We start from the raw sequence: 20,552 nt of genomic DNA on the forward strand, positions 1-20,552 counted from the left end.
TGACACCGACGTCATCGAAGTGAATGGAGATGGACATGATGCGCCGTATCGTTCCGCTCGCTGCAGGACTTCTCGTTACTGGCTTGCTGGCAAGCTCGGCTCTCGCCGCTGACATCAATCTGCTGAACGTCTCGTATGATCCGACGCGTGAGCTCTACGTCGAGTTCAACAAGGCGTTTGCGAATGCCTATCAGAAGGAAACCGGCAAGAGCGTCGAGATCAAGCAGTCGCATGGCGGCAGCGGTTCGCAGGCGCGCGCTGTGATCGATGGATTGCAGGCCGACGTGGTAACGCTTGCGCTCGCCTACGACATCGACGCTATCGCGGGCAAAGGCCTCACGGCGGCCGACTGGCAGAAGCGGTTGCCGCAAAATTCATCGCCGTACACCTCGACCATCGTGTTTCTGGTCCGCAAGGGTAATCCCAAGGGCATCAAGGACTGGGATGATCTGCTCAAGCCGGGCGTCGCGGTGATCACGCCGAACCCGAAGACGTCGGGCGGTGCGCGCTGGAATTATCTCGCGGCCTGGGGTTTTGCGCAGAAGAAATACGGTTCAGTCGACAAAGCGAAGGACTTCATCGGCAAGTTGTATCAGCAGGTGCCGGTGCTCGACACCGGTGCGCGCGGCGCGACCGTGACCTTCGTCGAGCGCGGCGTCGGCGACGTGCTGCTCGCCTGGGAGAACGAGGCCTATCTGGCGCTGAAGGAATTCGGTCCGGAGAAATTCGAGATCGTGGCGCCGCCGCTCTCGATCCTGGCGGAACCGCCGGTGACCATCGTCGACAAGGTTGCCGATAAAAAAGGCACCCGCAACGCCGCCGACGCCTACCTTCAATATTGGTATACCAAGGAAGGTCAGGAAATCGCGGCACGCAACTTCTATCGTCCGCGCGATCCCGAGATCGCCAAAAAATATGAAAACTCCTTCGCAAAGGTCGAGCTGTTCACGATCGACGATGTGTTCGGCGGCTGGACCAAGGCGCAGAAGGAACATTTTGCCGACGGCGGCGTCTTCGATCAGATCTACAAGAACTGATCGGGCGCTGTCGGAGGGGCTTTAGGGGGCCGGGTGAGCGCAATAGCAGCACGACGCCGGACATTGCCGGGCTTCGGTCTCACGATGGGGCTGACGCTTTCCTGGCTGTCGATCATCATCCTGATTCCGCTCGCCGGCCTGTTTCTGAAATCACTGGAGCTGAGCCTGGAACAGTTCTGGGCCATCATCTCCAGCCGCCGTACCCTGAACGCGCTTCGCGTGTCCTTCGGGCTCGCGTTTGCGGCGGCCTGCGTCAATCTGGTGATGGGCAGCATCATCGTCTGGGCGCTGGTGCGCTACCGCTTCCCCGGAAGGCGGCTGTTCGATGCCATCGTCGACGTGCCCTTCGCGTTGCCGACGGCGGTTGCCGGCGTCGCGCTGACCGCCTTGTTCGCCGAGAAGGGTTGGCTCGGCGCGCCGCTTGCGGCGGCCGGCATCAAGGTTGCGTTCACGCCGCTCGGCATCTTCATCGCGATGATCTTTATCGGCATCCCGTTCGTGGTGCGCACCGTGCAGCCGGTGCTCCAGGATCTCGATCCCGAGATCGAGGAGGCCGCGGGCAGCCTTGGCGCCAGCCGCTGGCAGACCATCATCCGCGTGATCCTGCCCTCGCTCGGGCCGGCGCTGCTCACCGGGCTCGCGCTCGCCTTCGCCCGCGCCGTCGGCGAATACGGCTCGGTGATCTTCATCGCCGGCAATCTGCCGAACGTGTCCGAGATCGCGCCGCTCCTGATCGTGATCCGCCTCTCTGAATTTCGCTACGCCGATGCGACCGCCATCGCTGTGGTCATGCTCGTCGTGTCTTTCGTCATCATCTTCGCCGTCAACCGGCTCCAGCGCTGGGCGCGGAGCCGGATCCCGGCGCGCTGAGGGCGGATCATGACGATGCAGATCGCTGATTCCGTATCACTCTCGGCCCCCGACGCCAAGGCACGCGCGCATGCGGCAGCTGCGCGGAACAGCCTTCGCACCGAACCACGCGCGGTCCGCATCATTATCATCGCGCTGGCGATGATCTTTCTCTCTGTCTTCGTTGTGCTGCCGCTGGTGGTCGTGTTCGCGCAGGCCTTCTCGAAGGGAATGCTCGCTTATCTCGCCGCGCTGGCCGACCCGGAGGCGTTGTCCGCGATCAAGCTGACACTGGTGGTAGCCGCGATCTCAGTCGGCCTCAACCTCGTGTTCGGTCTCGTCGCGGCCTGGGCCATCGCGAAGTTCGAGTTTAGGGGCAAGACCTTCCTGATCACGCTGATCGACCTGCCGTTCTCGGTGAGCCCGGTGATCTCGGGCCTCGTCTTCGTGCTGCTGTTCGGCGCGCAGGGCTATTTCGGGAGCTGGCTGCGCGATCACGACATCCAGATCCTGTTCGCCGTGCCCGGCATCGCGCTCGCGACCACCTTCGTCACCTTCCCCTTCGTCGCACGTGCGCTGATTCCGCTGATGCAGGAGCAGGGCACGCAGGAGGAGGAGGCCGCGATCTCGCTCGGCGCCTCGGGCCTGCAGACCTTCTTCCGTGTCACGCTGCCCAATATCAAATGGGGCGTGCTCTATGGCGTCCTGCTCTGCAACGCGCGCGCGATGGGCGAGTTCGGCGCAGTGTCCGTCGTCTCCGGCCATATCCGCGGCGAGACCAACACCATGCCGCTCCTGGTCGAGATTCTCTACAACGAATACCAGTTCGTCGCGGCGTTCGCGATCGCATCGCTGCTCGCAATGCTGGCGCTGATCACGCTGATCGCCAAGACCGTTCTCGAACATCATCTCGACGAAGGACACGACGCAAGTGACCATTGAAGTCAGGAATCTCGTCAAGAAGTTCGACAGCTTCAAAGCCCTCGATGGCGTCGACCTCAAGGTCGACAACGGCGAGCTGCTGGCGCTGCTCGGCCCGTCCGGTTCCGGCAAGACCACGCTGCTGCGCATCATCGCCGGCCTCGATTGGCCGGATTCAGGTGACGTCGCCTTCAACGGCGAGGACGCGCTGGCGCAGGGGGCACGCGAGCGGCACGTCGGCTTCGTATTCCAGCACTACGCGCTGTTCCGCCACATGACGGTGTTCGAGAACGTGGCCTTCGGCCTCCGCGTGCAGCCGCGCGCGATCCGCAAGGACGAAGCGACCATCCGTGCGCGCGTCAAGGAGCTGCTCGATCTTGTGCAGCTCGACTGGCTCGCCGACCGCTATCCGAGCCAGCTTTCGGGCGGCCAGCGCCAGCGCATCGCACTCGCCCGCGCGCTCGCGATCGAGCCGCGCATCCTGCTGCTCGACGAACCCTTCGGCGCGCTCGACGCCAAGGTGCGGAAAGAGCTGCGCAGATGGCTGCGGTCGCTGCACCACGAGATCAACGTCACATCGATCTTCGTCACCCATGACCAGGAGGAGGCGCTGGAAGTCGCCAACCGTGTCGTGGTGATGGACAAGGGCAGGATCGAGCAGATCGGTTCGCCCGACGACGTCTACGAAACTCCGGCGACGGCCTTCGTCCACGGCTTCATCGGTGAATCCATCGAGCTGCCGGTCAAGATCGAAGGTGGCGTCATCAGGCTCGGCGATCGGCCGCTGCGGCTCGCGGCAGACGGCCTTGCGCCTGGCGCGTCAAGACTGTTCGTGCGGCGACACGACATGCTGGTCGGGCCGCCCGGCAGCGGCGCTTTCGAGGGCGCGGTTCAGCACGTCCGGAATTTCGGCCCCGTGCAGCGGGCCGAGGTCGCCCTGTCAGGCGGCGAGACCATCGAGATCGACGCCCCCCGCGACAGGGAACTGCGCGCCGGCGATACGATTGGCCTGGAGCCCCGCCGCTACCGGATATTTGCGGGCGCCTGAACCGGCTCAAGGGGGCAATTTTTCTTCAATATTCACCTTTCAGCCACGGTTGATATGCAACAACGGCCCCTGATTTTGGGGGCTTCTGTTCATGCGCGCCGCGGCCGCAGTACTCATCACTTTGCTGCTCGCCGGCTGCGCCGGCAACGAAGCGCCGGTCCAGCAGCCGTCCATGTATGCCGATATGTCCGTCCCCGGCACCAAGCTCGATGCGCAGGCGGCTGCGATCATGATCTCGCAATACCGCCAGAATAACGGGCTCGGCACCGTCGTGATCGACCCCGATCTGATGCGGCTCGCCGAATCCCAGTCACAGGCCATGGCGGCGGCCAACAAGATGGACCATGACGTCCGCGCGCCGCTGGCCAAGCGCCTCAGCGCCGGCAGTTATCCGGCGAATGTTGCGGTTGAGAACGTCTCGGCCGGCTATCATACGCTGGCGGAAGCGTTTTCCGGCTGGCGCGACTCGCCCCCGCACCGCGCCAACATGCTCAAGAGCGGTGTCACAAAATTGGGCATAGCGGCGGGTTATGCTCCCGGCACCAAATACAAGGTGTTCTGGACCATGATCCTGGCCTCGACCGACCCCCGATAAGCCAGACTTGATCTTGGGATGCATTGACGCCGCGGCGAAACTGTCGCCACGGTGGCTCGCCTTTTGCTACTGTTCCCACATGACAGATCATAGCCCGGAAATCGCAACAGTCCCCGCGAATGCGCAACGCGTCCTGGTCCTCCAGGGCGGCGGCGCGCTCGGCTCCTATCAGGCCGGCGCCTATCAGTCGCTCTGCCATGCCGGCTTCGAGCCGGAATGGGTGGCCGGCATCTCGATCGGCGCGATCAACGCCGCGATCATTGCCGGCAACGAAGGTCAGACGCGGGTCAGGCGGCTCAAGGAATTCTGGGAGATGGTCTCCGCGCCGGTGCCGTGGAAGCCGATCGGCAAGAGCGATCACAGCCGCGAGCTGTTCAACTCCAGCAGCGCCGCGCTCATCGCAACGTTCGGCGTGCCGCGGCTTCTTCGTGCCTCGCCTGCCTCCGGCGCTGCTCTGGCCCCCCGGCAGCCCACAGGCGCAGAGCTACTACGACACCGCGCCACTGAAGAAGACACTGGAGCGCCTTGTCGATTTCGACCGCATCAATGACTTGAAGACACGGCTGTCGGTCGGTGCGGTCGGCGTCACCTCCGGCAACTTCAAGTATTTCGACAATTACGAATTCAAGAAGCGTGGCAAGAAAATCGGCCCGGAGCACATCATGGCCTCCGGCGCGTTGCCGCCGGGCTTTCCGTCCGTCGTGATCGACGGCGAGCATTATTGGGACGGCGGCATCGCCTCCAACACGCCGCTCGACTACGTGCTGGACGCCGAGGTCGACCGCGACCTCCTGATCTTCCAGATCGACCTGTTCAGCGCCCGCGGCGATCTGCCGACGTCGCTGCTCGAGGCCACCGAGCGCGAGAAGGACATCCGCTTCTCCAGCCGCACGCGGATGAACACCGACAAGAACAAGCAGGTGCACAACGCCCGCAGGGCCGTGCGCGACCTGATTTCCAAATTGCCCGATTATCTCAAGAACGACCCTTCCGTGGAATTCCTTGCCAAGGTATCGCGCGAAAGCACTGTTACTGTGGTGCACCTGATCTACCGCAGCAAGAACTACGAATCCTCGTCCAAGGATTACGATTTCTCGCATGTCGCCATGGTCGAGCATTGGGAAGCCGGCGTGCGCGACGTGCATCTGTCGATGCGCCACAAGGACTGGCTCGAGCGGCCGCAATCCGGCGAGACCATGGTGACTTACGATCTCACGGGGGACGTCACCGCGCCCCCGCCAAAAAGGAGCGAATGAATATGGGTAGTCTGTCAGGCAAGAATGCCGTCGTGACCGGGTCGACCAGCGGCATCGGGCTTGCTTATGCGCGCGCCTTCGCCGCCGCCGGCGCCAATGTCGTCATCAACGGGTTCGGCTCGCCGGAGGACATCGAGAAGGAGCGCGCCAAGATCGAATCCGATTTCGGCGTCAAGGCCGTCTATTCGCCCGCCGACATGACCAAGCCGGCGGAGATCGCCGGGATGATCGCGCTCGGCGAGAAGAGTTTCGGTTCGGTCGACATCCTCGTCAACAATGCCGGCATCCAGTTCGTCTCGCCGATCGAGGAATTCCCGCCGGAGAAGTGGGACCAGATCATCGCGATCAACCTGTCCTCGGCCTTCCATGCCATTCGCGCCGCCGTGCCCGGCATGAAGAAGAAGGGCTGGGGCCGCATCATCAATACCGCTTCCGCGCACTCGCTGGTCGCCTCGCCCTTCAAGTCGGCCTATGTGTCGGCCAAGCACGGCATCGCCGGCCTGACCAAGACCGTGGCTCTGGAGGTCGCGACCAGCAAGATCACCTGCAACTGCATCAGCCCCGGCTATGTCTGGACGCCGCTGGTAGAGAAGCAGATTCCCGACACGATGAAGGCGCGCAACCTTACGCGCGAGCAGGTGATCAACGACGTGCTGCTCGATGCGCAGCCGACCAAGGAGTTCGTCACCTCCGAGCAGGTCGCGGCACTCGCGCTGTTCCTGTGCGGCGACGATGCCGCGCAGATCACCGGCACCAACCTCTCGATCGACGGCGGCTGGACCGCGGAGTAGGGGACTACGGCTGGCGAATGGCGGAGCCGAGCTCCGCCATTTTCGTTCAGTGTGTCCAGGCTAGCGCCGTCACGAATGCCGAGGACAGGTTCAGCTCCGCGAACATGATCTTGCCGGCGACCACGAACAGCACGCTGGCAAGTGTCAGGCGCAGCACCGTCTCGGGCACGCGCGTCGCGCTGAAGCTGCCGACGATGATGCCGGGCAGCGAGCCCAGCAGCAGCACGCCCATCAGCGCCCAATCGACGTCGCCGAGCGCCCAGTGCCCGATTCCGGCGACCAGCGTCAGCGGTACCGCATGGGCGATGTCGGAGCCGACGATGGTCGCCATCGGCAGGCGCGGATAGAGCAGCAGCAGGACGGTGACGCCGACCGCGCCGGCGCCGACCGATGAAATCGAGACCAGCACACCGAGCACGATTCCGGTGATGACCGTCGCGATCGCCGTGGTGCGGTCATCGACCTGCTCCAGGCGTCGACGATAACGCTTCATGATCGCCTTGCGGAAGATCAGCGAGGTCGCGGTCAGCAGCAGAGCAAAGCACAACACCAGATTGACCAGGCTGCGCTCGGAATCGCTCTTGAGGTCGAGCTCCCACAGCACGAGCAGCGTCAGCGCGCTCGCCGGAAGGCTGCCGCAGGCGAGCCGCAGCACCGCCGGCCAGTGCACGCTGCGCGACCAGCCATGCACCACGCTGCCGCCGGTCTTGGTGGCGGCCGCATAGAGCAGGTCGGTGCCGACCGCGGTCGATGGATGAATGCCGAACAACAGGATCAGCAGCGGCGTCATCAACGAACCGCCGCCGACGCCGGTCATCCCGACCAGCAGGCCGACGCCAAAACCGGAGGCGACGTAGAGTGGATCGATCATGTCCAGGGAATCTTAGGTTTATCTCGTCAGTTGGGCAATATGACGTAGAATAAAATTTCCCTACGGTGCAACTGATTGGGAGCAATAAGAAAAATCGTGCTGTATGCCGACGATGAGTAGGCATTTCTTTTTGTTCCCGGGCCTGCTGCGAAACAGCCGTTCCCCGAGGGCAGCATGCGAGGGCAGGTGTGAAGCGCCTATTTACCGAACGCCAGCACGTGCAGGCCGAGGCGCTGTCGCACGATCCAGAACAGCAGCACCGTCTCGAAGCAGAGCGAGATCGAGGTCGCGGTGGCGGCGCCATGACCGCCGTAGCGCGGCACCAGCGCGATGCAGAGTACCAGGTTCATCACAAAGGCCAGCGCATAGGCCAGCGCGCAGATCTTCTGCTGCCCGAGCATGTTGAGCAGGCGTTCGACCGGGCCGATCGCGGAGCGCACCACGAGCCCGATCGCGGCGACGAACATGATGTCGTAACCGACCACGAATTGCGGCCCGAACAGCCAGAGCAGCGGCCTGCCGAGCGCGAGCAGCACGATGGTCGCCGCCAGCGACGGCCAGAACGTCCAGTTGATGGCATGCGCCACGTAAGCCGACAGCCGCACCTTGTCGCCAGCTGCGTTGTACTCAGCGAAGCGATGCGCGGTGGTCGCCGACATCGCGTAGTGGATGAAGGAGACCAGCGCCAGCGTCTTCACCACGGCGAAATAGACGCCGACCTCGTCGGAGGGGCGGAACTGCTGAAGCACCAGCACGTCGGTATAGGACAAGAGCAAGTAGAAGCTTTCGACCAGCAGGATCGGCAGCGAGACGGCGAGCCAGCCGCCGATGTCATAAGCCTTGGGGCCCGGCTCGATGTGATTGGCAAGCTTGCGGTTCAGCACCATCATCTGCCCGGTCATCGCGATCCACACCGCGCCGGCGCTCGCGACCATCGCGGCGACCGCGCCGAGATGATACCCGAGCAGGAAGGCGCAGGCCGTGATGCCGATGATCAGCGCCTGGCGGATGATGAATTGCGGCATCAGGCCGAGCTGCATCCAGTCATGCGAGCGCGCGATGCCGTCCTGGGTGTTGGCGACGACGAAAGCGGGCAGCGTCATGCAGCCGATATAGAGCGGCAGTACCTCGGCCGGATCGATCCAGGGCGACAGCAATTTGACGATACCGGCAAGGCCGAGCGACGCCAGCGCGGAGACGGCAAAGGTCAGCCAGCGGCTGCCGGAGAGAAAGCCGCGCAGCAGCGCCTGCTCGCCGCTGGTGCGGTACTCCGGAATGATTTTTTGCGCGGAGGCCGAGATGCCAAAATCCATCATGCTGCCGAGCAGCAGCACCCAGGTCCAGACATAGACGTAGACGCCGTAGTCGGACGTGCCCATCCAGCGCGCGAGCAGGACCTGCGAGAAATATGCAAGGCCCGCGCTGATCACCCGGATGATGAAGATGGTGCCCGCCAGCCGCCGCGTCAGCGACGCCTCGCTCGATCCGCCCGTCAATTTTTCGCGCAGCCGCGCGATCAGGCCGGCAGGTCCGGTCGTTGCGGGTTCTGCATCCATCACGGCCAATTCGAAGGATCCCCGGGGCGCACGCGCATGCTGCGGCAGCCTTGCTGCAGTAGCCTTGGGGATTAGCAACCATTCGTTAAGATTCGGTTGGGTGTTTCCGTCGTCTCCCCCGTGCGCAATTGCGCACGGGGGAGGACGACGACTACTCCAAATTCGTATTGAACTCGTACGACTTCTGCGGCCCGACCAGCGTGAACTTCAGCGCGGCGCCGTCGGGCTTGGCGCCCGGTGGCAGTCCGTCGAGCTCGAAAGAAAATCGCTTCACGCCCGGCGGGCTGGGCTCGACCGGCGCGGGGATCGGCAACGACCAATCCGGCGTCGGGCCTTCCACGAACAAATTGACGTTGCCCGCATCCGGCGTCACCACGTCGACCACCACATTCTTGGGCCCGTCACGCTTGACGTCGCGGATGGTGATCGGGTTGGGATCGCCGATATTGGCGGGCTTGGGCACGGTGTCGAGCGCTGCACGCAGATTGGCGTCCTCGGTCGACGCGACGCTGTTGAAGCCAAGCTCGGCCTTGGCCTCGACCGGAATGCAAAGCTTTTCGCACACGGCGTAATTGATCTCGGCGCGCAGCGTCACCGGCTTGTCGGCCGCCTTGGCGATGATGCGCAGCGGCAGCACGATCTGGTCGTGATAGCCGATCGAATGGCCGCCGGCGCCGTCGTCGAACTTCAGCGGCGCCGGCCACATCACCGTCACCGCTTCGACATTGTCAGACTTCGAGAAATCGAAGCGCGGCGGAACGCCGGAATCGCCCGGCATGCGCCAATAGGTTTTCCAGCCGGGCTGGATCTGGAAGGCGATACCGCCGAGCAGGACGGCGCCGCTGCGCGATCCCGCGAGCAACCGCACCGCGGAATGTCCGTCACGCTGCCACGGCGATGCGTCGTCGGCATGGGCCGCAAGCGCCAGCGATGACACAAGCAGGGTTGTCGCGACGCCAATCGCCGCATGCAGGGGAACTCTTGTCAGCATGATACGTCTTTACAGGGTCACCCCGGGGCAAACCATTGAATTGCTTGTGATGACTTGAATCAAGTCCCTGCAAGTCTTGACCTTGCAAGCCTTGATTTGACAGCGGACCGGCCCGACATCAGGATAGGAATTGAAACCGGAGTGCTTCACCGATGGCTCCCACAGGAAAGAGGATGGGCGAAAGCACCCGCAAGCCCGGCCCCGCGCTTCCCAGTTCGGCGGGTTACCTCGACGGCCGCCTCCTCATCGCGATGCCGGTGATGGGCGATGAGCGCTTCCAGCGCTCGGTGATCTACCTCTGCGCTCACTCCGCCGAAGGCGCCATGGGCATCATCGTCAACCATCCGGCCGGCAGCATCGACTTCCCCGAGCTGTTGCAACAGCTCGGCATCATCAAGAAGGGCGAGCACATCAAGCTGCCGGAGAACGCCGAAAGCATGAAGGTGCTGCGCGGCGGTCCGGTTGATACCGGCCGCGGCTTTGTGCTGCACTCCAGCGATTTCTACATCGAGAACGCGACACTCCGGATCGACGACGGCGTCTGCCTCACCGCGACCGTCGACATCCTGCGCGCGATCGCCGACGGCTCCGGCCCCAAGCACGCCATCCTGGCGCTCGGCTATGCCGGCTGGGCGCCGGGCCAGCTCGAGACCGAAATCCAGAGCAATGGCTGGCTGCATTGCGACGCGGATTCGGATTTGATCTTCGGCGATGACGTCGATGAAAAATACGGCCGCGCGCTGCGCAAGATCGGCATCGATCCCGGCATGCTCTCGAACGAGGCGGGCCACGCGTAGCTGTCGCGACACTCTTGGTGTCGTGCGTCGCCCTCGCTGTCATGCCCCGGCTTGACCGGGGCATCCAGTACGCCGCAGCGTATCGGCTCGATCACACCCGTCTCGGCGTACTGGATCGCCCGGTCAAGCCGGGCGTTGACCAGCTTCGGAAAATGACGAACTACTCCGCCGCCTGCTGCTGCACCGTCGGCTCGGTCCCCGCCACTGTCGCGCGGCGCATGTCGCGGGGCTGGGACTGGTCGTAGCGGCGGACGCGGTGCATAGTCTGGCGGTTGTCCCACATCACGAGATCATGCAGCTTCCATTTGTGGACGTAGACGAACTCCGCGCTGGTCGCGTGCTCGTTGAGATCGCGCAGCAGTACCCGGCCCTCCGGCACGTTCATGCTGACAATCTTGCCGGCATGCGATGAGAGATAAAGCGACTTGCGACGATGCACGGGATGGGTGCGCACGAGACGTTGCAGCACCGGTTTGAACATCTTCTTCTCGTCGTCGGTGTATTCGGTGAAGCCGAGCGATCCCCGCGAATACATCAGCGAGTGCTCGCACACGAGGTCCTCGATCTCCGCCTTGGTGTCGTCGTCGAGCGCGTCATAGGCCGCGCGCATATCGGCGAATTCGGTGTTGCCGCCCTTCGGGTTGAGCACGCGGGCCGACAGCAGCGAGAATTTTGCCGGGATCGGGCGGAACGAGCTGTCGGAATGCCACAGGCAGTTGCCCAGATTGAACAGATGCGCCCGGCTGTCTTTCGCCAGCGGCTTGCCGTCCTTGCCGAGATTGGAGACGTCGTTCAGTCCGGACTGGAGCCGGTAGTCCTTCTCCTTCGTCACCGTGCCGCCGCGCGCGTCTTCGCGCTGGCCGAAATTCAGTGCAAAAGCCATCTGTTGCTCGTCGGTGATGTCCTGGTCGTGGAAGACCAGCACCGCATATTTGTCCATGGCAGCCTCGACCTCGCGCGCCTGGTCCTGTGTGAGAGGCTGTCTCAGGTCGAGGCCCGAGACCTCGCCGACAAAATGCTTCTGAAGCTGCCGGATGGCGATCGTCATGACGTTTTCTCCCGCGAGCCGCGAGCGGTTGGTCCCGCTCTGTCGCTGAAAAAACTACTCCCGTAACCGGCGTTGTCAACGCTCGGTGTGCATAGCTGCCCGTAGCCCTGATTGCGCTGCGCTCCATCCGGGCCACAGCTCTTACGCGTTGCGCGCCATCAGGCCGCCGTCGACGGGGATGACCGCGCCGGTGAGGAAGGACGCTGCCGGCAGGCACAGGCTCAGCGTCATGTGCGCGACCTCTTCGGGATCGCCGTAGCGGCCCAGTGCGGTGCGGCGCTTGGCGTAGATCGTCTTGTGCTCTTCCGATATCCGGTCGGTGATGGCTGTGCGGATCGGACCCGGGCAGATGCAGTTGACGGTAATGCCTTCGCGGCCGAGCTCCACCGCGAGCGAGCGGGTGAGGCTGGCGACGCCGCCCTTCGCCGCCGAATAAGGGCTGTGCAACGCGGTGGCGCCGAGCGCCTCGGTGGAAGCGATGTTGACGATGCGCGGGCTGTTTGACTTGCGCAAGTGAGGCAGCGCGGCGCGGACGATGCGCGGATGCGCCGTCAGCATCACCGCGATGCCCCTGGCCCAGGCGTCTTCATAGGCCTCGTCGTCGATCGCGACGCGCACGGAAATGCCGGCATTGTTGACGATGATGTCGAGCCCGCCGAAATGCGCGGCGACGTCGCCAACCACGCGCTTGATCTCGGTGCCGTCGGCAACGTCGAGCTTCCAGGCTTTCGCCGATCCGCCAGCTGTCGCGATGTCCTCCGCGACGGCTTGCGCGCCTTGTTCGTCATAATCGGTGACGGCGACGTTCGCGCCTTCAGTGGCGAACACACGCGCCGTCGCGCGCCCCATGCCGCTGGCCGCGCCGGTGACGAGAACGGTCAGACCCTTCACGGACCGGCTGAGCTGTTTGAAATCGGACATGCTGTTTCCTCGCGCTCTGCTTGTTCTTGTTATGATTGACAAGGCTGGCATCGATCCGCAGACAGGTCAAACAAGCAAAGCAAAGAGGGAGGTGGCGATGACGAACGAACTCGATTTCTCAGGCAAGCAGGTGCTGGTTATCGGCGGCTCCAGCGGCATCGGCAACGGCATCGCGCAAGCCTTTCGCGTCAGGGGCGCGCAAGTTGCGGTCTGCGGTACGCGTGCTCACGCCAAGGAATATTCGCAGGAGGAAGGCTCGGATCTCGCCGGTCTCTCCTACGCGCAGCTCGACGTCGGCAATACCGGAGCGGTCGAAGCCTTCAAGCCGTCGTTCGACAGACTCGACGTGCTGGTGCTCGCGCAGGGCGCGGTGCTCTATCGCCGCGGTGAGTTCGAGATGGCCGGCTTCCGCAAGGTCGTCGAGGTCAATCTGATGAGCCTGATGGCCTGCGCCACGCGGTTTCATTCCATGCTGCGGGACTCGCAAGGGTTGCTGATCATGGTGTCCTCGACCGCGGCCTATCATTCCACGATGGGCAATCCCGCTTACAACGCGTCGAAGACCGGCGCGGTCGGATTGACGCGGACGCTGGGCGAGGCCTGGGCCGAGGACGGCATCCGCGTCAACGGCATCGCGCCCGGTCTCGTCGACACCAAGATGACCAAGGTGACGACCGACAATCCCAAGCGGCTCGAAGGTGCACTTTCACGCATTCCGCTGCGGCGATTGGGCACCCCGGCTGACATGGCGGGCGCGGCGCTGTTTTTGGCGTCGCCGCTGTCGTCCTACATCATCGGCCAAACATTGGTCGTCGACGGCGGGCTTATTCTCTAGCGCGAAGGAACCGTGCCGCTCCTGATCGGTTACTTGGGCTGACCCCGAGGAGGAGCATCATGGATAAGGATCGGATTGTCGGATCGGCCAAGGAATTCGCCGGACGCGCGGAAGGCGCTGTCGGTGATCTCGCAGGCGATGCGCAGACACAGGCGTCGGGCAACGCGCGGGAAGCCGCAGGCACCGTGCAAAATCTCTACGGCCAGGCCAAGGATGCCGTCCGTGACGCTGGCGAAACGGCGGCGGGTTACGCCAAGGATGCCTACGAGAACAGCGGCGACACTTTCCGCGATGGTTCGCAGGCAATTGCCCAGAAGGTGCAGGACAACCCGCTCGGCGCGCTGCTGGTCGCCGGCGGCATCGGCTTTGCACTCGCGCTGTTGATGGCGCGGCCTTCGCGCCGCCCGCCGCCGCGCTGGCGCTATTAGGGCTCAGCTAAACGCCATCCAACGTGCCCCGGACGCAATGCGGCGTGAAGCGCCACATTGCGTCCGGGGCTTATTTTTGTGAGTCAAGAGCTGGGTCCCGGCTCTGCGCAGCAGCGTTACACGCTGCAACGCGTCTGGGACACGAGGGCTCAGCTCGGTAAACTACCGAGCCACTTCCGCCGATCGCCCGACATTGCCCGGCGGCCGCGGAATCGCGGGGTTCTGATTGGGATTGCGCGGCCCTGGCGCGGGCGTCAATTGACGCGGCGGTGCTTGCGGAGAGCCGAAGCCGAAGAAATCACGAATTGACGGCGTTGCCTGTGCCGGCTGCTGCGGCACCGACGGCTTCTTCGGCGCGAGCTTTTGCGGCGCGATCGCTGCGGCGGCGCCGGGTGAACCCGGAGCAGCATTGCCCTCGGGCGACGTCGCGGCCATCGGCGTATCGCCTTTGGACTGCTCGCGGCCGACTTCGCGGCGCGGCCAGGCATAATCGTCGGCACGGCCCGCGGGCGCAGCCAATGGCTCGCCCTTCACCATTGTTCTCGCAGCGAGCGCATCGACGGCGGCAGGGCGCGAGCCCGGTCCGCCCAGCAATTGATCGGTCGAGATCGAGGCCGCAACCAGCGGCACGATCGGGCCGGCCAGCGGCCGCGGCGCGGGCTTGCCGGGTTCGGCACTGGTGTCGGGCGTTGCGGGTTCGCTCGGCAGCGCGATCGGGCCGGAGCGCCCGGCGAGCAGGCGCGTGATCTCGCGTTCGACATAGTGAGCGAGCTTGCGCGCGCCGGGTTTTGTGAAATAGACGCCGTCATAGCTGCGGAGCTGACGGATCTGGCCTTCGAAGTCCGGGCCCTTCTGGAGGAAGCGGCCGGCCTCGTCGACAAAGCCGTCCCAGACGTCGACGTAAGTTATGCCGGCCTCTTGGCCGCGCCTTCGCGATAGAGCGAATCCAGGAACAGCATGTCCGCGGTGCCCTTGGGGCCGCGGATCGCGGGCAGGCCGACCCAGAGCACCGGCACGCCCTTGCTCTTGAGCACGTTGGCGAGCTCCTCGATCTTCTTGCCGTAGAGCTCGACCCAGCGCTCGTCGCGGAATTCGTAGAGGCCGTTCGGGTTGCGTGCGGTCTTCTCGGGCGTTGCGACCGCCGGTGTGTCAGCGTTGTCGGCATCATCCTGCGGCAGGTCGGCGTCGTCCGGCTTGGCCGCGCTGTCGTTGGGCTTGGCATCGCCGGGCTTGGCCGGTGGTTTGCCACGCGCGCCCTTGTCGTTCTTCTTGTCCTTGTCCGTCGCCTTGTCCGACTTATCGGGGGCTGCTGCCTCGCGGATGGCGATGCGGTCGTTGAGGCCGAGCATGACCACGATCACGTCGGGCTTTTCGGTTTCGAGGATGCCCTTCGCGGCTGCCGCCCAGTCCGAGGGCTCACCCTTGGGCTGGTACTTGATCAGGCCGGACGTGGTCTTGTGCTTGCGGATCACGCCCATGTCGGGCTGCTCGGTGTAGGCGTCTTCGAGGCCGTAGGCGAGCCAGTCGGCCATGGCGTCGCCGATCACCAGCACGTTCTTGTCAGGCGTCGTGTCGTGCTTGGCCGGCGCCGGTGCGCGCGAAAAATCCTGGCGCGGCGCCTGCTGCTGCTGTTGCTGCTGCTGGAACGGCGCGAAGAAGTCGCCGCCGAACCATCCGCCACGTTCACCGCCGCTTCGCGGTGGCGGGGCCTGGCGTTGCGGCGGGCCGCCGAAGCCAGGGAAATTGAAGAATTGCGCCGAGGCCGGCCCCGCGATCAAGACCAGAATCGCAAGCGCCGTCCCCAGCGCGATCAGCGGGCCGGTCTCGGTCAGCGCCTTGAACAGGGACTTCTTCGACATGCGATCTCGGGCACGCGCAATGGGGATCGGGAGTAGTTCAATATAATAACGGAATCAGGCGCCAAACGGGCAGATTCTCTTTTCAGATTCTCTTCAGATTCTCTTGGCCCATATTCTCTTGGCCCATACACGGGGAACAGCCGCCCCCGTCAAGGCTGCCTGCCGGAATCCTTGTTCAGGGTTACTTTCGGCGCGATTTTACCGCCCGCGCAGCCGGTTCAGCGCGTCGGAGGAGGCAAATCCGTCCGCGGGGACCCCGATCGAGGCCTGGAAGTTGCGCAGGGCTTCCCGGGTCTGGCCGCCGAACTGGCCGTCGGGGGTGCCCTTGTAGAAACCGCGCTGGGCCAGCAGTTGCTGGAGTTCCAGCCGCTCGGTGCGGGACAGCTCGCGTTCCTGCCGCGGCCAGGGCTGCACGAAGGGCTGGCCGCCGCGCAGGCGGTCGGCGAAATGGCCGATCGCCATCGCATAGGCCTCGGCAGGGTTGTACTTCATGATGACCCGGAAGTTCTGCAGCATCAGGAAGCCCGGCCCCTGCGCGCCGGCGGGCGCCAGCAGATAGGCTTTCTCCGCCGGGTGCGGCAACGGCTGGTTGGCCGGGCGCTTGAGCCCGAGCTTCTCCCATTGCGCCATCGTCATCGCCTTGGCGCGATCGGCCAGCATGTAGTTGAATCCCTCCGGCACCACGACCTCGTAGCCCCAGGTCTGGCCGGCCTGCCAACCGTCCTTCTTCAGATTGTTGGCGGTCGAGGCGATCAGGTCGGAGGGATTGTCGACGACGTCGCGCCGTCCGTCACCGTCGCCGTCCACGGCAAAGCGCTTGAACGCGGTCGGCATGAATTGGGTCGGGCCGAAGGCGCCGGCCCAGGAGCCGCGCAACTGTTCGGGCCTGAGGTCGCCGCGGTTCAGGATCTCCAGTGCCGAGAGGAACTCGTCCTTGAAATAGGCCTGGCGGCGGCCGATGCAGGCGAGCGTTGCGGTCGATTGCAGCACGCTGCGGTCGCCCATCTGGGTCGAGTAGTTGGACTCGATGCCCCAGATCGACGCGATGATATAACGATCGACGCCGGTGGCCTTTTCGGTGGCGTCGAACTGCGCCTTGTATTTGGCGAGGACCTCGCGGCCCTTGGCGAGGCGGTTGTCGTTCACGAGGATGTCGAGATAGTCCCAGATCGACTTGGTGAACTCCGGCTGCGAGTCCATGAGGTCCATGATACGCAGGTCGGGCGCAAGGCCTGCCGTGAAGCGCTGGAAATTTTCCTGCGTGATGTTGCGCCGCGCGGCATCGGGCCACATGCCTGCGACGCAATTGTTGAAGTTACCCGCGGCCTCGCGGATCGCGGCGGCCGTCATCAGCGGATGACCGGAGGCGCCGTCCTCGCCGGTCCAAGGTTGAGCTCCCGTTTGAGCGTCCCCGGGGCCGGGCATTGCTTGCGAGGGCGCCGGGTTCGGACCGGAAAAAATGCCGCCGAACAGATTTGACAGACCGTTCTGAGTCTGCGCGCCGGCGGGGAGCGGGAACAGCAGGACGGCCGCAATCATCATCGCACCGGTCACGGACCCGCCCCGTTTTGCCAGCCCTGCCATTGATTGCATCATGTCCTCACCTGTCCGGCCAAATCCGCCCTCAGGAGGCCTGGTTACGGTTGCCAACTGCTTAACAAAGGTGAAATTTTGATGACGGCCTTTTTCTTAACTCTGTGAGGACGAGGCCCCACATCCGCCTTTGTTGGCGGCTGCAAACAAGCTAGCAAGATGCCATTGCTTCCTTCACGTGTTCCTCAGGTATTCGATCAATCCCATGAAAATCCGCAAAGCCGTATTTCCCGTTGCCGGCCTCGGCACCCGCGTCCTGCCCGCCACCAAGGCGATGCCGAAGGAAATGCTGACGATCGTCGACAAGCCGCTGATCCAGTATGTCTATGACGAGGCCAGGGAAGCCGGCATCGAGCACTTCATCTTCGTCACCGGCCGCAACAAAAGTGTCATCGAAGATCATTTCGACCGGATGTTCGAGCTCGATGCGACGCTGGCCGCGCGCGGCAAGAAGACCGAGCAGGACGTTCTGGCGCAGAACCAGCCCGAAGCCGGCGCCGTCAGCTTCACCCGCCAGCAGGCGCCGCTCGGCCTCGGTCATGCGGTCTGGTGCGCGCGCGACATCGTCGGCAACGAACCGTTCGCGGTCGTGCTGCCCGACGAACTCGTGCTCAATTCGCCCGGCTGCCTGAAGCAGATGATCGAGACCGCCAGCAAGCTCGGCGAAAAATCCAACATCATCGCGGTCGAGGCGGTGCCCGACCATCTCACCCATCAATACGGCATCTGCGGCGTCGGCAAACGCACCGGCAAGATGTTCGAGGTCGACGGCATGATCGAGAAGCCGGCCAAGGGCACCGCGCCCTCCAACCTCTCGATCACCGGCCGCTACATCCTCCAGCCGGAGATATTCAAGATCCTGGAGACCCAGGAGCGCGGCGCCGGCGGAGAGATCCAGCTCACCGACGCCATGATCGGACTCGCCAAATCGCAAAAATTCTACGGCGTCGAATTCGAGGGCGAACGCCACGATTGCGGCTCCAAGCCCGGCTTCCTCCGCGCCAACATCGCCTACGGCCTGAAGCGGCCCGAACTGCGCGATGGCCTGATCGCGGAAATGAAGAAGTATCTGGGGGAATAGACGTCGGCTGTTTCTACTCGTCACGGCAAGCGAAGCGAAGCGATCCGGAATGCTTCGTCGCAAGAGCTTCCCGCAATGACGGCGGCAAGCAGCGTAGCCCTCACGCCACCAGCGACAGCTTCGGCAAGCTCGCGACCACCGACTGGTTGCGGCCGCCGGCTTTCGCGGCATAGAGCGCCTTGTCGGCGGCGGCGACCAGGATCGGCCAGTCCATGCCGGTGGTGGGAACGAAGCTCGCGATGCCGCAGGATACCGTCGAGGCCGTCTGGTCGTCGGACCAGCCCTGCACCTTGATGCGGATCGCCTCGGCGACCTCTAAGGCGTCGGTGACCGAGGTGCCCGGCAGCAGCACGGCGAATTCCTCGCCGCCATAGCGCGCGGCGCAGTCGCCGGCGCGGCTCACCGAGTCGGAAATGCAGATGGCGATGCCGACCAGCACCTGGTCGCCGGCTTGATGGCCGAACGTGTCGTTGTAGGCCTTGAAGTGATCGGCATCGATCATCAGCAGCGCGACCGGCGTCTTCTGGCGCATGGCACGGCGCCATTCGACGTCGATGACCTGGTCGAACTTGCGGCGGTTCCTCAGGCCGGTGAGCGCATCCGTCGTCGCCATCTCCTCGAGCTTGCGCTCGGCTTCGGCGCGCCGGCCGATCTCGCGCGCGAGCACCAGCGTCGAGGCCAGCATGAACAGGATCAGCGCCAGGACCACGGCGCCGATGCGGTAGGCTTCCTTCTGCCAGAGCTCGAACACGGCGTTCAGCGGCTTGCCTGCCACCACGAACAGCGGACCGCTGTCGGTGCTGCGTACATAGAGCCGCGGCGTCGGATCGACCGGGCCCTGGCCTGCATAGGAGGCGCCGGCCCGGAGATTGTCGGCGCTCCAGGTCCGGCGATCATTCAGGTTCGTGCCGATCACGTCGAGGTCGAACGGCCGCCGCATCATGATGGTGCGGTCGCGCTTGAGCACGGTGATGGTGTCATCGGGGTTGAGGTTCAGCCGCTCGAACAATTCGTGGAAATAGCTGAAGCGGATCGAGCCGGCGACGACGCCGAGAAAGCCGCCGTCAGTGTCGCTGATGCGCCGGCTCAGCACGATCGCGTAGGCGCCGCGGAACAGCATGGGACGGCTGATGTAGAGCCCGGCTCCAGGATTGTCGCGATGAATCCTGAAGTAGTCCTCCTCGCTGCGGTTCTCCGGCAGGGGATCGAGCGTGGAGGCATCGATGGTCAGCCTGCCCTCGGCATCGAACACCTGGATCGCGCCGAAGTTCCTCGCCGTGGTCGCATGGTCGAACAGGATCAGGTGCCGGATCGGCTTTGAGACCGTCGCGATCTCCGGCAGCAGCATGTTGCCGGCGACCGCCTTCAGAGACAAATCGTAGATCTCGATGTTGCGGGTGACGTCGGACTCGATGGTCGTTGCGAGGTTTTCCAGCGTCTGGCGGGCGAGCGCCTCCTCGCCGCGGCGCATGTCCAGCATGACGTTGACGCAAATGGCGGAAAAGCCGATCACCGTCACCACGGACGAGATGATCAGCAGCTTCGCCGAAAGCCGCCACGGCCGGCGGGCCATGACTTCGCGCCATCCAGACAACATCATTCGCTCCCGACATCAGTGAATGCGCCCGAAAGCTTGAGTAGTGTTTAAGCCGGGACGGCGCTGCCGTAATGAGTTAAAAATTGGTTTCCGCGGCTGACGTTTTTTGGCAAAGCGGGGCTTCGACCAGCGAAGAGGACAGCGGTGAACGATTACGACGCGTTGCGCGATTATCTGATGCGGCACAAGCAGGCGGAATTCGTGCTGACCTATGAACAGATCGAGGAGATCATCGGCGTGGCCCTGCCGCGCGCGGCGAATCGTGCCTCATGGTGGGACACCCAGCGCAGCCCCGACATCCAGATGCCGCAGCGTGAAGCCTGCCTCGCCGCCGGTTTTAAGGCGATGCGGATGCCGGACGGCCAGAGCGTGCGGTTCACGAAGCGGAAGAGCGACCGGCGGCGGTAGCGGCGTGCGCTTTCTTCTCTTCTCCCCTTGCGGGAGAAGGTGGCGCGAAGCGCCGGATGAGGGATTGCAT

Annotated in this window: 18 protein-coding genes and 2 pseudogenes; 12 read left to right on the top strand and 8 right to left on the bottom strand. The window is 64.1% G+C overall.

Annotation, left to right across the window (positions count from 1 at the left end; genetic code table 11):
- Positions 1-35 precede the first annotated feature (35 nt).
- The 7 genes and pseudogenes from ACVWW3_RS35500 to ACVWW3_RS35530 all read left to right on the top strand — a co-directional run bounded on the left by ACVWW3_RS35500 (position 36) and on the right by ACVWW3_RS35530 (position 6,497).
- Complete coding sequence (locus ACVWW3_RS35500) at positions 36-1,037, top strand: sulfate ABC transporter substrate-binding protein (protein WP_456651598.1); 1,002 nt, start codon at positions 36-38, stop codon at positions 1,035-1,037.
- A gap of 33 nt (positions 1,038-1,070) precedes the next feature.
- Complete coding sequence (cysT, locus tag ACVWW3_RS35505) at positions 1,071-1,907, top strand: sulfate ABC transporter permease subunit CysT (protein WP_456651597.1); 837 nt, start codon at positions 1,071-1,073, stop codon at positions 1,905-1,907.
- 9 nt (positions 1,908-1,916) lie between these two features.
- Positions 1,917-2,828 carry a sulfate ABC transporter permease subunit CysW gene (gene cysW / locus ACVWW3_RS35510; protein ID WP_456651596.1) on the top strand — a complete coding sequence of 304 codons (912 nt, stop codon included), beginning with the start codon at positions 1,917-1,919 and terminating at the stop codon, positions 2,826-2,828.
- Positions 2,818-3,855 (top strand): sulfate/molybdate ABC transporter ATP-binding protein, encoded by a 1,038-nt coding sequence (locus tag ACVWW3_RS35515; RefSeq protein WP_456651595.1) that lies wholly within the window; start codon positions 2,818-2,820, stop codon positions 3,853-3,855. The genes cysW and ACVWW3_RS35515 overlap by 11 nt, the downstream gene beginning before the upstream one ends.
- 91 nt (positions 3,856-3,946) lie before the next feature.
- Positions 3,947-4,450 carry a CAP domain-containing protein gene (locus ACVWW3_RS35520; protein WP_456651594.1) on the top strand — a complete coding sequence of 168 codons (504 nt, stop codon included), beginning with the start codon at positions 3,947-3,949 and terminating at the stop codon, positions 4,448-4,450.
- A gap of 79 nt (positions 4,451-4,529) precedes the next feature.
- Positions 4,530-5,706: pseudogene (locus tag ACVWW3_RS35525) on the top strand (patatin-like phospholipase family protein).
- A 2-nt stretch (positions 5,707-5,708) separates the two neighbouring features.
- On the top strand, positions 5,709-6,497 hold the full coding sequence (locus tag ACVWW3_RS35530; RefSeq protein WP_106941870.1) for a 3-hydroxybutyrate dehydrogenase: 789 nt from the start codon (positions 5,709-5,711) through the stop codon (positions 6,495-6,497).
- A gap of 46 nt (positions 6,498-6,543) precedes the next feature.
- On the opposite strand, the gene ACVWW3_RS35535 is transcribed toward ACVWW3_RS35530, so the two are convergent.
- The 3 genes from ACVWW3_RS35535 to ACVWW3_RS35545 form a co-directional block, all read right to left on the bottom strand.
- On the bottom strand, positions 6,544-7,368 hold the full coding sequence (locus tag ACVWW3_RS35535; RefSeq protein ID WP_456651593.1) for a sulfite exporter TauE/SafE family protein: 825 nt from the start codon (positions 7,366-7,368) through the stop codon (positions 6,544-6,546).
- A 197-nt stretch (positions 7,369-7,565) separates the two neighbouring features.
- Positions 7,566-8,933, bottom strand: a complete 1,368-nt coding sequence (locus ACVWW3_RS35540; RefSeq protein ID WP_456651592.1) for a flippase — start codon at positions 8,931-8,933, stop codon at positions 7,566-7,568.
- 142 nt (positions 8,934-9,075) lie between these two features.
- Entirely contained in the window at positions 9,076-9,915 is an 840-nt protein-coding gene (locus ACVWW3_RS35545; RefSeq protein WP_247343715.1) for a protein-disulfide reductase DsbD domain-containing protein, read from the bottom strand.
- Between the two features lie 152 nt (positions 9,916-10,067).
- Here ACVWW3_RS35545 and ACVWW3_RS35550 point away from each other — a divergent pair, with 152 nt between their 5' ends.
- On the top strand, positions 10,068-10,712 hold the full coding sequence (locus ACVWW3_RS35550; RefSeq protein WP_456651591.1) for a YqgE/AlgH family protein: 645 nt from the start codon (positions 10,068-10,070) through the stop codon (positions 10,710-10,712).
- Between the two features lie 160 nt (positions 10,713-10,872).
- On the opposite strand, the gene ACVWW3_RS35555 is transcribed toward ACVWW3_RS35550, so the two are convergent.
- Together ACVWW3_RS35555 and ACVWW3_RS35560 are read right to left on the bottom strand one after the other, a co-directional pair.
- The gene (locus tag ACVWW3_RS35555) at positions 10,873-11,760 is read right to left on the bottom strand and encodes a TauD/TfdA dioxygenase family protein (protein WP_247343709.1); all 888 of its coding nucleotides are present in this window, start codon (positions 11,758-11,760) and stop codon (positions 10,873-10,875) included.
- Positions 11,761-11,901: 141 nt separating this feature from the next.
- Entirely contained in the window at positions 11,902-12,681 is a 780-nt protein-coding gene (locus tag ACVWW3_RS35560; RefSeq protein ID WP_456672311.1) for an SDR family NAD(P)-dependent oxidoreductase, read from the bottom strand.
- Positions 12,682-12,778: 97 nt separating this feature from the next.
- Here ACVWW3_RS35560 and ACVWW3_RS35565 point away from each other — a divergent pair, with 97 nt between their 5' ends.
- Positions 12,779-13,516: an SDR family NAD(P)-dependent oxidoreductase gene (locus ACVWW3_RS35565; RefSeq protein WP_456651590.1), complete on the top strand. Its 738-nt coding sequence runs from the start codon at positions 12,779-12,781 to the stop codon at positions 13,514-13,516.
- A gap of 59 nt (positions 13,517-13,575) precedes the next feature.
- Positions 13,576-13,944, top strand: coding sequence for a CsbD family protein (locus ACVWW3_RS35570; protein WP_354044784.1), 369 nt, complete (start codon positions 13,576-13,578; stop codon positions 13,942-13,944).
- 162 nt (positions 13,945-14,106) lie between these two features.
- Here the strand turns inward: ACVWW3_RS35570 and ACVWW3_RS35575 are convergent.
- Both ACVWW3_RS35575 and ACVWW3_RS35580 read right to left on the bottom strand, forming a co-directional pair.
- Positions 14,107-15,803, bottom strand: a pseudogene (locus ACVWW3_RS35575) (SGNH/GDSL hydrolase family protein).
- 198 nt (positions 15,804-16,001) lie between these two features.
- Entirely contained in the window at positions 16,002-17,399 is a 1,398-nt protein-coding gene (locus tag ACVWW3_RS35580) for a lytic murein transglycosylase (RefSeq protein WP_456651588.1), read from the bottom strand.
- 202 nt (positions 17,400-17,601) lie between these two features.
- On the opposite strand from ACVWW3_RS35580, the gene ACVWW3_RS35585 reads away from it, so the two are divergent.
- Entirely contained in the window at positions 17,602-18,477 is an 876-nt protein-coding gene (locus ACVWW3_RS35585; RefSeq protein ID WP_247343690.1) for a UTP--glucose-1-phosphate uridylyltransferase, read from the top strand.
- 100 nt (positions 18,478-18,577) lie between these two features.
- On the opposite strand, the gene ACVWW3_RS35590 is transcribed toward ACVWW3_RS35585, so the two are convergent.
- Positions 18,578-20,074: a diguanylate cyclase gene (locus tag ACVWW3_RS35590; RefSeq protein ID WP_247343688.1), complete on the bottom strand. Its 1,497-nt coding sequence runs from the start codon at positions 20,072-20,074 to the stop codon at positions 18,578-18,580.
- 144 nt (positions 20,075-20,218) lie between these two features.
- Here ACVWW3_RS35590 and ACVWW3_RS35595 point away from each other — a divergent pair, with 144 nt between their 5' ends.
- Positions 20,219-20,482, top strand: coding sequence for a DUF7662 domain-containing protein (locus tag ACVWW3_RS35595; RefSeq protein ID WP_456651587.1), 264 nt, complete (start codon positions 20,219-20,221; stop codon positions 20,480-20,482).
- Positions 20,483-20,552 lie beyond the last annotated feature (70 nt).

The sequence above is a fragment of the Bradyrhizobium sp. LM2.9 genome, assembly GCF_054056555.1.

Bases quoted from the DNA above. Each gene is read 5' to 3' on its own strand.
- ACVWW3_RS35500 (WP_456651598.1), top strand. From the start codon at position 36: ATGATGCGCCGTATCGTTCCGCTCGCTGCAGGACTTCTCGTTACTGGC.
- cysW (WP_456651596.1), top strand. From the start codon at position 1,917: ATGACGATGCAGATCGCTGATTCCGTATCACTCTCGGCCCCCGACGCC.
- ACVWW3_RS35520 (WP_456651594.1), top strand. From the start codon at position 3,947: ATGCGCGCCGCGGCCGCAGTACTCATCACTTTGCTGCTCGCCGGCTGC.
- ACVWW3_RS35530 (WP_106941870.1), top strand. From the start codon at position 5,709: ATGGGTAGTCTGTCAGGCAAGAATGCCGTCGTGACCGGGTCGACCAGC.
- ACVWW3_RS35535 (WP_456651593.1), bottom strand. From the start codon at position 7,368: ATGATCGATCCACTCTACGTCGCCTCCGGTTTTGGCGTCGGCCTGCTG.
- ACVWW3_RS35545 (WP_247343715.1), bottom strand. From the start codon at position 9,915: ATGCTGACAAGAGTTCCCCTGCATGCGGCGATTGGCGTCGCGACAACC.
- ACVWW3_RS35550 (WP_456651591.1), top strand. From the start codon at position 10,068: ATGGCTCCCACAGGAAAGAGGATGGGCGAAAGCACCCGCAAGCCCGGC.
- ACVWW3_RS35555 (WP_247343709.1), bottom strand. From the start codon at position 11,760: ATGACGATCGCCATCCGGCAGCTTCAGAAGCATTTTGTCGGCGAGGTC.
- ACVWW3_RS35560 (WP_456672311.1), bottom strand. From the start codon at position 12,681: ATGTCCGATTTCAAACAGCTCAGCCGGTCCGTGAAGGGTCTGACCGTT.
- ACVWW3_RS35565 (WP_456651590.1), top strand. From the start codon at position 12,779: ATGACGAACGAACTCGATTTCTCAGGCAAGCAGGTGCTGGTTATCGGC.
- ACVWW3_RS35570 (WP_354044784.1), top strand. From the start codon at position 13,576: ATGGATAAGGATCGGATTGTCGGATCGGCCAAGGAATTCGCCGGACGC.
- ACVWW3_RS35580 (WP_456651588.1), bottom strand. From the start codon at position 17,399: ATGATGCAATCAATGGCAGGGCTGGCAAAACGGGGCGGGTCCGTGACC.
- ACVWW3_RS35585 (WP_247343690.1), top strand. From the start codon at position 17,602: ATGAAAATCCGCAAAGCCGTATTTCCCGTTGCCGGCCTCGGCACCCGC.
- ACVWW3_RS35590 (WP_247343688.1), bottom strand. From the start codon at position 20,074: ATGTTGTCTGGATGGCGCGAAGTCATGGCCCGCCGGCCGTGGCGGCTT.